Here is a 16,598-nt window from a genome sequence, read left to right as displayed (position 1 = left end):
GTAGGGGTTCTGGCTCGTATCGCGCTGCGGTTGAGAGTATTCGTGGTGGCGCGGCGCGGGTGCGTGATTCGGGTGCTGAGAGTTCTGGCGAGTGGCTTCGGGTTCATTCGCTGGCTCGTATGATGTTGTTGTCGATCGGTGAGACGGTCCTGGATGACGGTTCTTTGCGCGACGATCTGGCGGTGCTGCTGGCCGGGGATCTTCTTGAGCGTGGGAATGCCGGTGATACGAGGATGCTGGCCCGTGGTTTGGTTGCGGAGCTTGTCGGTGCTGATCGTGAGCGGCGACTGTCCACGGTTGGTGAGGTGGACGAGGCGGCTGCGGGCGTGTCGGTGGATGCCGGGGACGCGCGTGTGGAGGGGGATCGTCCGTGGGGCGACGGGTTGTCGTCTGCTGATTCGGGTGTGGTGAGTACAGAACCGGCAGCTGTGCGAGGTGAACCGGTTCAGCACGAGCGTGCCGGTGACGCCGCGAAGGGCGACCCCGGTGAACCGGCCGGTGCGGACCGGGGGGCTGATTGGCGACCGGACGCCGTGGACGTGCTGGCGAAGACTTCGTCTGTTTCTGAGAGCCTGCAGCCGGAAGTTGGTGAACGGCGTTCCGGACCTGACGCGCATGTGAAGGACGGAGAAGCTTCGCAGACGTGGTTGGAGCCGACGAGTACCGGCGGTGTCCGGATCGGACGTGGGTCCGCATGGGAGCCGACGCTGGCCTCTATCCCGGAGGAAGCTGAGTCAGGCCGGCAGGCCGAAGGCGAGAGGACCAGCTCTGTCACCGGCGGGTTGCTGTCCGAACACAGGGGCGGGGCGTTCGGTGCGGCCAGGCAGCTCTACCGCACACAGGGCATCGAGGAAATCTGGCACCGGCTCAGGTCGATGAGCGAACGAGCCGCGAGCCAGGCCGAATTGGAGGAATTCCGCCACGAGGTCGGGGACAACCTCCGGTCTTTCCAGGGAGCCGGCAAGGTTGTGGAGTTCAATGGGAAGCAGTTCCTGCTCAAGTCCGAACTCGACTGGTCTCGCTCTACCCCGGCCCCCGGTACTGCAGCGGGACCTTCAGCCGAGCATTCGCTCTCGAGCGGGTCGTCAACTCGGATCGAAGGTGTACGGGCACCCAGGATGACCTGGAAGATCTTCAATCCGATGGTACCGGGGCTGTTCGGCACCGGTGGGATCACCGTCCCCACCGGTCCGACGACCAGCCGTTCACATACCCACGAGGTCTCACGCACCTCGCAGCTTGAGGTGTCGCTGGACGCAGCCGTGAACGCCAAGGTGGTCAGTGTTCCGGTTTCCGTGGGGATCGCCGAACTCGATGACCGCGGGTACCCGACCGGCCGTACGGAGTGGATCGGCGGTGACGCCTCCGGTGCGAACCCGATCGCCGTCGTCGTGAACGTGCCCGTCGGCCTGCGTTCCACCGGGGAAGAAGTGCCGGTGCCGCGATCACTGCCGCCGGCACTCGCCGAGCGTGCGGCAACACAGGCTACGCCGGGTTACCACCGGGGCAAACCGCTGACGATTCACCGCGCGCACGGCTGGGGCGTAATCGAGCAGGTACTCAAGCTGGTTGGCAAGCTGGATACCGAATCACAGAAACATCTGCGTCTATTCCTGTCCGACGAGAACATCGAGTCCAAACTCCCGGAGATGGCTGTCTCACCGCAGGACGCGGCCGTCGGCAAAGGCTGGGTGACCTCCGACGCGCTGAGCCGGGGCGGTAACCCGGTCAAGCGCCTGCTCTCCAGCCGGGTGCACAAGGTGCAGATGCGCGCGGTCGCCCGCAAAGTCACCTACCTCGAACACGTCGGCAGAGCAAGATTCGAGGAAGTACAGAGCGAGTCGGCCGGTCGGAGCGCTTCGGCAACGGTCGACCGGTCAGTGAGCGCTGCGTACGGCGCCGGGCCGGGCTACGACCTAGGCGCCATGTCGACCGGGGCCGGGCCTCATGCGGAGAGTGAACGGGGGCGGAGCCACACCCAGACCTACGAGCGCGGCGATACTGGGGTCTCATCCCGCAGCTACGAAGGTACCGTGGTGCGCTATCGCACCGTCTATGACCTGGAGGTGCGCTCGCCAGGCCAGACACCGGTGATTTTCTCCCACGCGCTGGATGCTGTTCACTGGGCGAAATCCGAGGACGCAGAACGCGCGGGAATCCACCCTGGAAACGAGGGAGCGTCGTCAGGCAAGGACAGAACGGAAGTGCTGTCGCCGGTCGAGTCCGCAGAGTCTGTGGCTCCGGGAGCCGCACTGGCCCTGACCGACGCCAGCGAACTGCTGAGCGGTGTTCTGCGGGATTCGGCGAAGGAGATTCCCGGCCATCGCCGCTGGGCCTGGCGCGACAGCACATTCATCGGCGACTTCGGCGACTCAAGGCTGGCCCGGGGTCTCAGCGGCCGCCACGAGCGGGAGCTCGGCCGAGGTGAGGAGATCGACCGGGCGCTGTCCCCGGAGAGCCTGGCCCGGCGCGCACCGAACCTGCTCACGGATCAGCCATTGACCGTCGAACTGACGCCGGAACACGGCCGGGCCCACGACTACCACGCGGCCTTCCGGGTCGAGGCCAGCCTGGAAGGCGGTCTCGTCGACCTTGGCCCGGCTGACCGCGCGACCGGGCCAGTGAAGCTCAGCTCGAACGAAACCGGCGGTCGACAGCAGGCGACGCACTGGTCGCTGGGTGGCGGCGTGTTGGCGCGGGTCTACACCAGCCTGGCCGGCAGTTCCGGGATCTTGACCTCCGCGCACAGGGTGATTTACTCGCGATCACGAGGTACGGGATACGAAGAGGGCACCACGCTGACCACGGGCGGAACTCGGGGAGTGACCCTCGACGAGGCAGGGAAGGTCCACCCCGAACGCGTCCGTCGTTACGAGGCGACGGTCAAGCTGACCGTGACCGGTACGCACTGGTCCAGACACAACGAACTAGTTCGCGGGGTTAGCTTCGGTCGCCGGGGTTTGGACGTTCCGGCCGAGCATCGGCTCAAGATCGTCGACGAATCCGCCGAGGCCCAAGGCCGAGAGCCGGGCACCGTCCGGGTGAAGGTCGAGCTGGAGCTTCCAGAGAGCCACCCACTGCCCGGCTACGAAACGAAACCAGTGCGCTCGGAAGAGCTCCCCGATGTCCCGCCGCACACCATCCGGGACTTGAGCGGTACCGGATCTCGCGAATCCGACGGAATTCGCGTGGTCGGGATGAGCGGGCTCGGTTTCGTTCGCGACTCGATCCGGTCGATGCTGGTCAAGGCTTCCGGCGATCCGATCTTCGCGTCCCGCGACGGTAGCAATTCCGCGCTGATCGACCGGACAATCTCCATCGAGAGCGCGCGGAACGACCTACGGCTGTTCAACCGCCCGACCCGCGTAAGCGGCTTGCAGTGGAAACGACGGAGGGCCGACGTTGTCGCCGACGTCGCCGTCAGCCACCAGCTGCGCGATCCCGTGGTACTCGCGACGGTGTGGGAAGACCACGAGAGTGGCGTAACGAGCACCAGTACCACCTCTCGTGACGTTTCCAGCGCCTGGAAGGTGACGAACAGCGTCGAGCCGGTGTACCTGCCGATCAGCGCGGACAGCCTGACCGGGGCGGGCACCAAGATCCGCGGGATGGGTGCGCTTCTGCACGAGCTGAGCTATTGGGTGAGCACGTTCAGCCGCAGGACCGGGCACGCCACGATTGTGTCGAATGCTCAGACCTTGAAGGGCGAGCCGCGCAAGCTCTACCTGGTCCAGGCGAACGTAGAGACAACTGTCGCGGTCGAAACGCGCCGCCACGGCAATATTGACCGCTGGCAGCTGGCCGAACTCTTCCCGAAGCTCGTCCCGGACCGGTGGCGGTCTGCAGGTGAAGTCCGACGTGCCGCCGAACGCTTGGAGCTACCCGAGGCCGCGCGGGTCCTGGTGACTGAAGCGCAGCTGCGTGACATCGAGATGCAGCAGGCGAAGGCCGACACCGAGCGAGCGACGGCTTCCCCACACGAAGCCAACCAGAAGGAACCGGCCGGACCCACGGATCTCCTGCCGATCCCGCCCGGACGGGAACTGGGCGGCGGTCGGTGGACTGACGGTGTCATCAAGCCCGTCGACCTGATCGATGCGGCCGCCGGCAAGGGGCGCGATCTCCTCGCGGAGCTGCACGCTCAGGTAACGCAACGGCTCGGCAAAGACCTAGCCGATCGGCTCCTGCCGGACTCATCGCTGGCCACTGAACACGACAATCTGCAGGAAGTTCAGCGGTACTTGTCGAACGTCCAGGGCGTCCTGCCGGACTTGGCGAACGGAGGCGCCAGGACGACGCTCCGACTGGAGGACCGGCTACGCGGGAAGACCTACGAGCTGCGGCTGAGTGCGAAAGCGTTGGAGACCCCGCAGCCGGTCGGGATCCGACACGGTGAGCTGAGGAAGACCTCTAAGGTCACGGTGACCAACACCGCCGCTCGGGGCATCAAGCGGGTGCTGGCCGAGTTCACGACGATGCTCGTGCCCAACGCCATGCTGCAGTCAGCCGCGGCCGAGGAAGCGTCACACACGCCTGGACAGCGTCACGGCGCGCCGTACACAAACCTCGGTTTGGGAATGGCTCACGTCTTCGAGTGGCTCCAGCAGTCCCGGGAGACCACGCGCGGCGAAGCGAACGAAAGCGAAAGCCGCGAGACCGTGCGTGGTGCACTGGTCGAGCGCAACCTCGACGTGGACTTCGACGTGGAGATCGGACGACACGGTGAGCGCATCGCCGCGACCCAGGTCACGGCCCGGGTGACCGGCACATCCATCGTTGAAGACCATGCCGCAGCACCGGACGGACCGGTACGCGGAGAGGTCGTGAAACAAGAAGCAGAGGACGCGACCAACGCCGGGATGGCGGACTGGTACGAGGCCCGCGACGCGGAAGCACTCCCGTCCGACCCAGCCCAGTTCCGGATCACCGGATTTGACGGGAGCCGCGACGACCTCGTCGAAGGAGCACGCAGGGCGCTCGTCGAAAGTGGCGTCGAACCGGACCGCAGTACACTGGGCCTGCTGCGAGACATGCTCACACCCGGCAGGATCGAGAAACTGGGCGGACTGCCCAGCCGAGATGGCGTCGAACTCGAACTGCCGGCGGAACTCGGCCTGAGGCTGAAGCTCTACAGCACGACCCGCGGGCCTGGCCGGCTCACTGGCGCGAGCGCGCGAATCACCCTGGGCGGTGGCACCGAAGCGAACAGATCAACACACGTTGAAAACGGGCACGACAACGCTCACGCGGTGTTCGCCACACCGCTGATCGCCGCTGGTGTCCCACAGGCCCCCGAGCACGCCACCTACGCCAAGGGCCGCGAAGCCTTCGGCACCATCGCGCACTGGGGTGTCCCGATGGAAGCGCTCGGCGCCTCTGCCGACGGCAGCGAATACAGTCGTAGTACGAAATCGGGAGGCGGGGCGCTGCCCGAAGGTGCGGAAAAGCCGCCGGCCGAGGCGCTGACCAGCACGTGGTCGTACCCGACCGAATTCCGGTTCGTCGCTGAGCCGACGTCGAAGCTCACACGGAACCGCCCGGCCGTAGTCGACGTCAGCTTTCCGACCGGCTACCACGTACGGCGGGCGGACCGTACCCACCTGATTCCCGGCGAGGTGGCGCGCCGTGCCCGTGAGCTCGCCCAGCGCGACCGTGAGTGGTCGGTCGCCCGTGATCTGGTCCGCGCAGAAGAAGCCACCGCTAGGAGCAAGTCCCGGGCCACAGGCGAAGACGCGCCCACCGGGGACCGGCTGGAAGAATTCCGCGCCTCCGCTGCGCACGCCGAGACGAAATGGTGGCAAGCCGTTGAGGCGTACCAGGCGGCGTGGCCCAGCAGCGAGCCTGACGTCCGCTTGATCTTCGGCACTGACGCGAAGGCAGTTTCGCCAGCCCAGCGGGTGACCGTGCGTCGGCTCGCCACGAACATCATGCGTGAGCAGCTGAGGGGAACGGATCCGAAGATCCGCTTCCGGGTGAAGGGAACTCGCGGGCAGAGCACAGTTCAGTTGGCGCCGATCGCCGACGAACTCGCCAAAGCGCTCGACCGGATGCAGCGACATCTGCCGGTTCAGGATCGGTTCGACCTAGAGCAATTCGGTGGTACGCGGGACGTCCAGTTCATCGACTTCCCGGAACCCTCTGTGGTCGAGATCTGGCTCGACAAGTCACCGGACTCGCCGGAGCCTCGGGGGACACTGGAGTCGAGCCTCTCTTCGGGTGAACCTACAGCCGAGCGTGACACCGGTGCCGGTATGAGTACCGGCCGACCCGGGGAAGCGGCCGGTCACGCGGAGACCGGCGACAACGGCGGTGACCAGCGGACACGGGGCGCCGGCCTGGCTCCGGAGGAATTCCGCAGCGAATCCGGCGAACAGGGTTCGGCGACGTCTGTACTTCGCCGAGTCGAGGTGCTAAGCGCACATGAGCCTGCGTCGCAGGTACGGACCGACGTAGTTCGGGCGTCTGACATCGTCTTTGTGCCCTTGACTCACCAAGACACGATCAGCGGCGTGTTCTTCCCGGGACCCGGTGAAGCGTCCGTGGTGCAAAAAGCATTCGAACGCCGTGAGGAAGACCACGACGCGTACGCGACGGTTCTGCACCATGACGAGGACGGGTTCTCGATCTGGCTGACGTCCGGCGAGCAGGTGACGATCTCGGAGAAGAGCTTGTTTCGCCTGATGACTGGCGGAGCCCTGCCGGGAGGGGATCTCTGGCGGCAGCGCCGGCGGCAGATCGTCCTGGCCTGTCTGGTGGCCGATCCGTCGCTGTCGGACTCGGCCGGCCGGACTCCCTTGGACCAGCTCCGCGGAATGCTACGAGACGATGGCTACGCCGGGAGTGTGGAGGGACCGGTAGCGCATGTATCAGTGCGAGAAGACGGCCGTTTCACCCGGCAAGTCCATGACGTACCGAACCCGACGACCGACGCACCTCGCCTCGCCAACGTGCCCGAGACAGCGTGGGGCGGAGACGGCCGGGATGCCGGAAACCCGACTGGTCCGGCCGCCGGGATCTTCGATCGAAAGGAACGGACAGACGTCGTAGGAAAGCTCCGCGGTGAGGCTGCCGACCCGGCGTTGAGGTCGGTGACGCTCGGGCCGCCACGGCGGGACATCGCCGCGGTCGGCAACGACATTGAGACCGCCGGGCATTCGGCGTCCGGCGAACAGCCACGGCCCGTGCCGCTTCGGCCGACGTCCACATCGGTTGGTGGGCTCGGGTTCGGGACCGGCGCGGTGGGGGGCGCGGAATGGGATCGGATCCATGCCGGGATGCCTGGCCGGCCCGACGGCGCTGAGACTATGCATGTGTACGTGGCGGGCAAAGAAGGAAAGTTCCTCGTCGAAGACAAAATGGTCGGTGGCCGTGAACTGGCCGAATACGTGCGCAACTCGGGTGCCTTGGACAGGGTCGATCCGGGTACTTCGATCTTCCTGGCGCTGGCTGGAGAGCATCCCAACCCCGCGTTCAGGCGCGAGCTCGAGCAGGAGGGCCGCGAGTTCGCCCGTGAGCTTCGACGAGATCGCCCGTTCTTCCAAGCCGGGATGTCGACCACCGCGATGCGTGTCGATGGCGACGGCCGTAGCAGGCCGGGCGAAGGCGGGCGTTTCATCACGTTGCCGACCGTATTGGCTGAGGACGTGGACTGGAAGCAGCTGACCGGGGCGAAGGGTCCGTTCGGCATGGGTTTTCAGGAAGTTGAGCCGCTGGTCAGGATCGAAAACTGGGAGGGAGGCGTTGACGAAAGCACTCTTCGCACGGTAAAGGTGAAATGGACCACAGCCGACGGAAACAGTCATGAAGAATACCGGCTCGCCGCCTGGGCAGCGACGACAGACGGCAGTCGGGTTCGTCCGAAGGTTCTGGTCCTGGAGCTCGAGCGGGGCAAATTCCGGGCGCCGCTGGTCGATGGCGACTTCGTGGCAGTGTCACCCAAAGAGATGGCCGCCTTGCTGGCCGAATCATCGATGTTTCGCGAGTTGACGGTCGGCCCGGTGCGCCCGCCTCTTATTTTGCTCACTTATGACCCGACAAACTTCGGACGCGCCGCAAACGTCGACCTCATCGATGAGATTCGCAAAATCATAGGGCCACTGGTAACGTACGACTACTCCGGTGAATTCACCTTTAATGAAGAATCCATCCTAGAGATCCCTGAACAAGGTGAGTTCGTTGCTGGGATGCCACCTCGACTGGACTCGGTCAAATACTTCTCAAATAACAGAGTCTTCGGATTTCCGGTAGAAGGTTCCAGCGTCACCGCGTCAAAGTTGGCTGGCCTGTCAAGTCGTAGCACTCACGGCGGTCGGTTCGCCAAGGGAGTTCCGGATTCGCCCCTTGACCCGCTGGTCGTGATGGTCGATTCGCTGGACGGACGGTCGGCTCGCCTGGAATTGGGCTTACCAGGGTTTGCTGGACTTCAGATCGAAATCGATGGTGCCATGCTGGGCGAGATGCTACTGCAGGACCCACAAGTTCGGCGCTCGCTGGAGGAAGAGCCGTTAAGTCAAGTTATCGTAGTAGCAAAGGACGCGGGCAATCGGACGAACTACGGCGGCCTGGCATTCGATCTGGCCAGCACTCTGCGGAAACACAAATTATTCAACGAAGTCTACGCTCCGGATGAAGGTCTCGGGTTGCACGAGGAAAGCCTTCCCGGCGCGGAGAGGTTTATGCGTGTTTCCAATTGGAGATCGGGCGATATCGAAATCTCGCCCCTTGCTGATCGAGAGGGGCGTCCGGTCGCTTTGTTCGTCAGGTACCCCGGAGATGGGCAACACTTTCAACAAACTTCCGAGTGGGCTCGCAACATTGACAAGCGTTTTCGCTCTGCGGCTTGGGTATTTGTATCGCCGAACCTGGATGTCCGGCGAACCGATGGCATAGATAGGCGAATCGAGGCGCGAGATCTCGCACAAATCCTGCGCAATGATCATTATATGCAAAATCTCCTCGGCCGGCAGCAGCAGAGAATCATGCTAACCAGTCTCGAAGGACGTTTGACTGTATCATTGGAGGATTTCTCGCAGGGCATGCATGATGGTGGCTACTCGCGTCATTTGATGAGCCCTCACTTGCCACCGCAATTGACGGAAGATGGCAAAGTTCTCCTGGATCCTTCAGGGATGAAAACCATCGATCCACCCCTCCTCAAGCCGGATGACCTCGTCGTGGAGCCGCTGACAAGTGACGCCTTCGGCACATATGGTCATGCCTTTCCTCGAGATCTGTTCGACCGGGTGACAGCCTCTCAATTCAGTCAGAAGTTTTCACCAGTTGCCGAACGTATCTACTTCCGAGAAATTTCTATGCAATCCGACTCGGGTACATCGGTGCATGTGGCACCAGTCCTTACCCCGGGTGTCACAAAGCTCGGCGACGGCGGCAGTCGGAAGCGATGGTATTTACACAGCCACGGTGGTGCGGGGGGTTTCCATGCCGCTATGCGAACTGATGTTCCCTTCCGAATCGGGGACACGGTCACTCTTGCGCCCGAGGAGGCGCCACGGCTGATTGTTGCCAGCGAAGCCTTCCGTCAGGCCAGGCCTGAATCCGTTGCGACGATCATGTTTCTCAGCTGCAGACTCAATACGTTCGGCGCCGCCGATGCGCCGTCAGCAGCAGCGCTGTTCCAGGACTCTTGGCGCAGCATTACGGGTGAAGACGCCAGCGTCATCGCCGGATCCGGCCGGGTTGTGACCCAACCTGGCGAAGGTGTTGTCAAGGTCATCGATAAGGGGGTATTCGCACAGGCGCTTCGCACGGGCGAAGTTGTTGATCCGGCTAGCGTGATCCACTTGAGCGATCTGGTGACGACAGAGATGGAACGGGTGGACATCGGCTTCATGCGGGACTCATCTCGTGCGCTGGCTGTCGAGCACGAGCCTGCGGAGCGGGTCCGATCTGCCGTACGACAGGTAGTGCGGACGGCAGCTTGGCGCAAGAGAATCGGAGAGCCGCTACCTGAGATAGGGATTGGGGTCCTTGTCGACAACCGTCGTGCTGGCCTCGTGCAGCAGGATGACGTACGGAACGAGCGAGCCGGAAAAGTCAGGGAGATCATCCAGAGCGAGGTGCTTGCCGAGGCGATGCGGCTCGGTGAGTATGGTCTAGAAATCGGTCCCGAAGATATTGAGGTCAAAAGGATCGACCGACCGCTCGGACAAGCATCGACGGTCGACCCAACGTTGCTCCCAGTGGCGCTGCTGGCGAAACTGCCGGTGTCACCATCGCTGCAGAAGGGGCGGGATGCGCTGGACCGTCTGTGGGCTGACGAGGATCGTCAAGAGCACAATGCCTATCAGAATGTGCTGACCGCGTTCGCAGCGCTGGATCCTGGTCACGTTCGGGGGACGCGTGAGACGAGCATCGCCGGCGCGAGGGCCGGGTACGAGCACATCCTCGCGAGCGACAACGGCCATGACGTCGATTCGTCCCTTGAAGTAGATCATGAAAATCGAGTTAGTGGGGGCCCCGAGGCGAACGTACGAGCCCGGCACGCTGGTAGGCCAAGCCCCAGAGTGCGCGCCCGTCTGACGGCGGAGTCAAACCGCTCGGATTCAAGGACGAGGTTGGCGCCTTCGAAAGGCGCGCAGCGACTTGCGCCGGCACCCCGTGGTCGGCGAGCCAGGACACCTCAGCCTCCTGTTTCAGGTCGTAGTTCGGGTCCGAGTCAGGTCCCGATCATGCCAAAACCGACGGTGTTCGCGCCGACGGCCGGGTCGGTCGGCGGTATTGCGTTCGGCTTGGCGCGAGGTCATGAAGGCGAGTGGCACCGGATCCATGCAGGGATGCCGACTACGGCGGCTGACAGCCGACCGCTGCACGTGTACGTGATAAGTCGTGAGGGCAAGTTCCAGGTGGGCAGTGCACTCGTCGGCGGCAGGGAATTGGCGAGCTATGTGCGAGCTCTGCCGGAAGTGCGGAGTGTTGCCGCGGGTACGCCCGTCGCGTTGGTTCTGATGGAGGAGCGACCGCGGCCCGCGTTTGCCGGACGGCTGGACGAAGAAGGCAGGGCGTTCGCTCGTGCACTTCGAGGAAATTCTCCTTTCTTCCCGGTCTGGCTATCGAGCACGGTCGCGGCCTTGGATGCGGCGGGTAGGACTGAGTTGAGCGACGGCGGACACTACAAGGTGTTGCCCACAGTCCTGCCTCAGGACGTGCAATGGCGCCCGCTGACAGACGGTACGGACATCTTCGGCGTTGTATTCCCCGGAATGGAGCGCTCGATGGGAGTGCCCGACTGGGAAAAATGGGTCACCAACATCGCATTGGGTACGGTCGCGGCGACGAGCGTATCGGCGGCCGGAGAGAGAATTAGAGAGTATTCAGTGTCCGAATGGGTGGAAGCGATCGAAAAAGATCGAGCGCACCCTTTGGTATTAGCTTTTAAGTCTGCGCGCGGCAAATTCGACGTTCCGCTTGAAAAAGGGAATGTGTGGGTAGAGCCGAAAGAATTAGCGGCATTGATCGCTGGCGCTTCGTGGTTCGCCGGGCTGATGCGGATGCCCCAGCGGCCTCACCTTATTTTCTTGACTCTCGACCTGACGGCTGCCGACCCAGCCATGAATGCGCAAGTGCTAGGTACGCTGCGTGAGCTCGTCGGACCGTTGACAAGTCACGATTTCATCGGCGCCTTCAGATTCGGCGATCACGCAGTCCTTGAGTATCCAAAAAACGGGAAATTTGTTGAGTCGCCACCACCGCCGCTCAAGTCGTTGAACTTCTTCTCTGAGGGTAACGTCTTTGTGTTTCCGGTTGACGGTTCAGCTATCGCCAGGCCGGATCTTGCCCAACTGGTTTCCGGCGGCGTAACGGTCGAGGGGCTTCCAGAATCTGGTGGCCCACCGCTGGTTATGATCGTCCAATCGCCGAACGGGCGGTTTGCGCAAGTGGAGCCTGGTGGACCGCTGCTAGTGCTAGGGGGTGACCAACTGGGTGTGACTTCGCTGGAGGATCCGAAGTTCAAACAGCAGGTGATGATGGATGCGGGCCGCGAAATCGTCGTGGTCACGGGCGGCCATGCACTGGCGAAGTACGGCTGGCTCGGTTTCGATTTTGCAGGCGCGTTAAGGAAAGAGGGTATCTACAACCCTGTCCGGGTGGTTACCGGGGAGGTGACTTTGCGGGACGGTCGCATTTCGGGGTCGACGGGCCTGGTCACCGTGTCGAATCTCCGCGCCGGCGACCTCAAGACATCTTTGTTGCACGACCGTGAGGGTAATCCAGTCGCTCTGTTCCTCCGATTCCCAAATGATGGGAAGCAGTACCGAAATGCTGTGGGTTGGGCACATAACATTACGGATGACCTTCGGGAATGGGCATGGGTCTTAGTCGGACCAAGCCTGGAAGTCGTGCGTCGCGACGGGTACGCGCAGCGTGTGAACATTACCGCTCTCGCTCAGGTGTTGAGCAATGATAGGGACTTCGAGAGGTTGCTTTCGGTGAAAGGCCGGAAGATAATGCTGGCGAATCCTGGCGGACGGCTGGATATATCCATGAGTGAATTCTCCTCGGAGATGGTTGCGCGAGGTTATTCGCGTGTGACGGCGCGTCCGATAGGCGACCTGCGACTACTTTCTAGCGGAAATGCCGAAATGCGACTGGAGGAAGTATTGCCAGCGCTCCCCCAGCCAGAAGATTTAGTAGTAGAGCCGTTGCGCAACGATGCCCTCGGACATTATGGCACCGCGTTTAGTAAAACTCAACTCGACCGCGTCGGCGCAGCACTCTTCACGAAGAATATCACGTCGATGACGCGCAGAGTGTATTTCCGTCAATCGCTTGAAGAGTATGGTCTACTCCACTACGTTCGCCGGGATCCAGTTCTGATGCCCAAAGTTGCTGCGCGCGAAAACGTGATAGGAAATGTTCCGTGGTTCTTTCACGGGCATGGTGGCGTTGATGGATTTGGTGTAAGTCTCCATAAAGATCGACCATATCGAATCGGAGATAATGTTACCTTGCACCCGCGCGAGGCCGCCAATCTCCTTGCGGCGACAGATGCTTTCCGTAGGGCGCGACCGGAAAGAATCGACACCTTAGTTTTCTCTTCCTGTAGTATTAATCGCCCGATTTCCGGCGGCGGGTCGACTGCGGCGGCTCTATTTGGTGAGTCCTGGCGAAGCATCGAAGTTGAATATGCGGAGACGGTGGGCTCGACGGAAGTGGTCGCGTCATACCCGGGCATGGGGATACTTCATGTTACGAATGAAGGGGTTATGGCGCCCGCTATGAGGGCGCGAGAATCTGTTGATCTGCTTAGCGTAGTGCGATTGGCGGAACTGGCGGCGACCGAGATTGTGCCCGTCGCTGTCGACATTCCCCCGGGTGAGTTTACTGCTTCGACAGTCGGGGGCGGAGCGGCTGAGATGGTTCGGCACGTCGTGCGTCAAACTATGCGTGCGGCGGCGTGGCGTCGACGGATCGACGAGCCTTTGCCAGAAATAACAATTGATTTCCACGTTGCCGACAATCGGACTGCCTTGACGCAGTCTTTTAACGCTCAATCTCGGCACGTCAAAAAAATAGTTATAAACGAGATGATCGCCGATCGGGAGCGACTTCGCGACTACGGCCTCGATATTGATCCAAAAGACATCAAGATGAATTTCACGTCGAATATTGGAAGTTTGCCGTCAAAGGCGAACCCTGAGTTGCGTTCAGTGACGCTGACGGTCAAGCTGCCAGATTCCGATTCGGTGCGCGAGGCGCACTTCGCGGTAGACCGGGTCCAGGATATCGAGATTAATCACGACTGGACTTCTCATGATAGGGTGCTGGCCGCGTTCGCTGCCCTCGATCCGGAACATGACTCGGCAGCAACGGCTGGCGGTGTCGGCCGTCCAGGAGGCGCGGGCTAGGTTTCGGCCAGCGCCGAACTCGGCGGTTTTCCGGGGCAAATATGACAGCCGGTCGCCACAGGACGGCCATGCCGATGCAGTATTCGAAGAGCGGCCGGCGTGGCGTCGGGAGATTTGCCCGTCGTCCAGGAGAGCGCTGAACGGTGATGTCGTGGTCGATGAGTCTCTAGGGCAGCGGTCGCCCTGGGTCGCTGCCCTCTATCATCCAGGAGCAGCCTGACGTCCTGCGTCGTAGACCTCTCTTGAGGGTGGCCAGGACAACCCGTCGTCCGGAAACTGGATTGCGGTCCTCCGGTCGGAGCGGCGTGAATCCGCGGGATCCGAGGCAGTGTAGTCACCGATTGGGGCGTCTCAGGCGGATTCAGCTGGTCGCCGTGATACCTCGAGTCGGGAGGCGCGCGTCGGTCTGCGAGCTAAGTGCAGAGTCCGTCGCCCGAAAGACCGACGGCGGCGTCGTGCGAGCATAGCGTCAAGCTCTGGGCTGCGACCACGGACGAGGCGAAGACCGAGGACGCCGACGTGTCCGGAGCGGTCGCATCAGATGACTCCGCCACGCTGGAGATGCGAATCCCGCCTTACCCCTACGATGCCGGGCCGGTACCTGTCTTTCGCCGAGCGTGAGGAAGTCGTGATCGTGCGTCTGCAACAGGCCGGCTTTCACCAAGTCGCTCAGCGGCCCGCTTATGCTGCCTCGACGGTCTAGCGTGAGCTGCGGCCTACGCGTCAACTGAGACAAATACAGTGAACTATGTTGCGTTGGTCGCGCAGTGGCACACCGAACTGAGTGCTCAAGCCTTGAGCCTCGAAGACCCACCGGGCACTCCGCGGCGGTTACGGGATTAAGGCGACTACCCCCAATAGGTTTGATCAGGATCGGCATCAAGGCCAGAGGGCGAAGGGCAGTTTGCTGCAGGATTTCGCTCTAGGGACAACAGACAATGCCATGCGGCGTCAACCGGCTCAAAAGCCGCCACCGGATCGCCACTCGCTAACAATTCACCCTGCATATCGCCGCGATCAACGGTGGCTCTACCCACCTTTGACATGAACTCGAGCTGGCCACGTTCAGCAACCACAGCGCGCGATCAGGTGTCGCACCGCTGGCAGACTCTGCGAGTTTCCACCGTTCTTGTCAGTCGGCCGTAGCAACGGCCTCGCACTTACGCCCGCGCACGCTGCCGTGGTTCAGCCCGCGAAACAAACCCTGTCACAGACAAACATGTCGTGCAGGCGAGCCCCTCACGTCTCTGAAGTACTAGGATTTCGCGGAGCTGATGTCCAGGGCATGGATCTTCAGGTCATGTACTTCCGGCTGCGCGGAATATAGAGCGTCGACTTCGTCGTCGTCCAGAAGCGTTGTCAACCGCAAGAATTCACCGGTCAGCCGGACCGAGGCCGCCCCACCGGGATTGAACAGCGCGTCCACGCCGTCGTCGAGGAGTTCCGCCAGCTGGGTCAAGTCGGATCGCTGCCATTCCGGTGAGTTGATCCGCCTCCGGTGTACTTCAGCAGTGACAACCACGACACATGGGATGTCATCCGGCGACTTCGTGACCATCGGACGGCCGTCACCGTTCATCGCCACGTCGAACACGGTTTCGCGCAGCATCAGCTGGAGAAGTTCGGCTTGGCTCTCTCCGCGCATCGCGAGGTGGAGCACCGCGTCCAGTGGGTCTGCGGGCGAGTTCTCGTCGGAAGGCTCATAGTCGGGATTCGGACGGAACTTTCCGATTGTGCCAGCGCTGTCAAGCGGCCAAACTCCCACCACCGCACTGAGGGGAGGGGTGTCGTTCTCGGCCACTGGCTGCCAGGCGGGGTCCATCAAAAGGAACCAGTTCTCCCGTTTTTCGGTCGGGTCGGCCGTGTCGGCCGCTTCTGTCTCCTCGGCCACAGTCGCCCTTTCCTCTAACGGTTCGTCTTCGGTCCCGGCCGCCGGACACGACGGCACATCTTGATTATACTCGTCGCCACCCGATGCTGCTCCGGTGCCGTTCGAGGGATAAATTTCTCTGCCCGATCGCGCACCGCCGGAGTGGCGACCCGTTCGCAAAGCCGAATTCATAACGGTCCTGGGCCGTTCGGGCTGGGCGCGGACGAAGTTCGTGCAGACCCCAGAGCCGCAGAAGATTCCTGGTAATACTGGACAGATGCGAACCGCTGCTCCCTCGACCGTCACCGGCTGGAGGGAATTTCTGTCGTCGCGGGGTATCGGGTGCCTGAGTTCGGACACTCTCAGAGAGGCTGAGGCGGACCGTCCTGCGGAATGGATGCTGACCGATGCCCAACGCGACGAGGGCCGGCTCGGGTTCGAGCCGGCCGCCGAGGAGTCCCTGCAGGCGTTGGAACGGCGTCTCGGGGTGAGGCTGCCGAGAACGTATCGAAGCTTTCTGGCCACTAGCAACGGCTGGAGTTCGATGGCAGGCGGGGTCAACCTGCTCGCTGTGGAACAGGTCGACTGGTTCACCAAGCTGACTTCCAAGCTGCTGACGATTTGGTCCGAGCCGGGGATGAAGTTTTTCGTCGGCAATCTTGAGGCGTTCGATAGGTGTGTGCTGATATCGGAGATGGATGACCGCGACTATTTTCTGCTCGACCCTGGCCGGGTCGGGGATGACGGGGAGTGGGCTGCGTATGAGTGGAACGAGCGGGAGGGAGTAGAGTTGGACCGGTACGCTTCCTTCGGTGCGCTCGTGACGGCGCGGTCCGCGTCGATATCCTGACCTCATTGGCCCG

Annotated in this window: 4 protein-coding genes; 2 read left to right on the top strand and 2 right to left on the bottom strand. The window is 62.5% G+C overall.

Translation table 11 applies throughout. The features are described from left to right. The coding region (locus BLV96_RS50320; protein ID WP_208608240.1) for a hypothetical protein at window positions 1-452 on the bottom strand (452 nt) is incomplete at its 3' end. 81 nt (window positions 453-533) lie between these two features. On the opposite strand from BLV96_RS50320, the gene BLV96_RS49215 reads away from it, so the two are divergent. Beyond that, a complete protein-coding gene (locus BLV96_RS49215; RefSeq protein ID WP_143050989.1) occupies window positions 534-13,865 on the top strand; it encodes a hypothetical protein in 13,332 nt (4,443 codons plus the stop codon). A 1,255-nt stretch (window positions 13,866-15,120) separates the two neighbouring features. Here BLV96_RS49215 and BLV96_RS17465 read toward each other — a convergent pair. Further along, window positions 15,121-15,756 (bottom strand): type VII secretion system-associated protein, encoded by a 636-nt coding sequence (locus BLV96_RS17465; RefSeq protein WP_244180271.1) that lies wholly within the window; start codon window positions 15,754-15,756, stop codon window positions 15,121-15,123. 256 nt (window positions 15,757-16,012) lie between these two features. On the opposite strand from BLV96_RS17465, the gene BLV96_RS17460 reads away from it, so the two are divergent. Beyond that, window positions 16,013-16,585: an SMI1/KNR4 family protein gene (locus tag BLV96_RS17460; RefSeq protein ID WP_086671908.1), complete on the top strand. Its 573-nt coding sequence runs from the start codon at window positions 16,013-16,015 to the stop codon at window positions 16,583-16,585. Window positions 16,586-16,598 lie beyond the last annotated feature (13 nt).

Source organism: Amycolatopsis pretoriensis (assembly GCF_900107925.1).
Taxonomy (GTDB): Bacteria; Actinomycetota; Actinomycetes; order Mycobacteriales; family Pseudonocardiaceae; genus Amycolatopsis; species Amycolatopsis pretoriensis.
The sequence above is the reverse complement of the archived record's forward strand: the minus strand, read 5'-3'. Positions and strand labels throughout refer to the sequence as shown.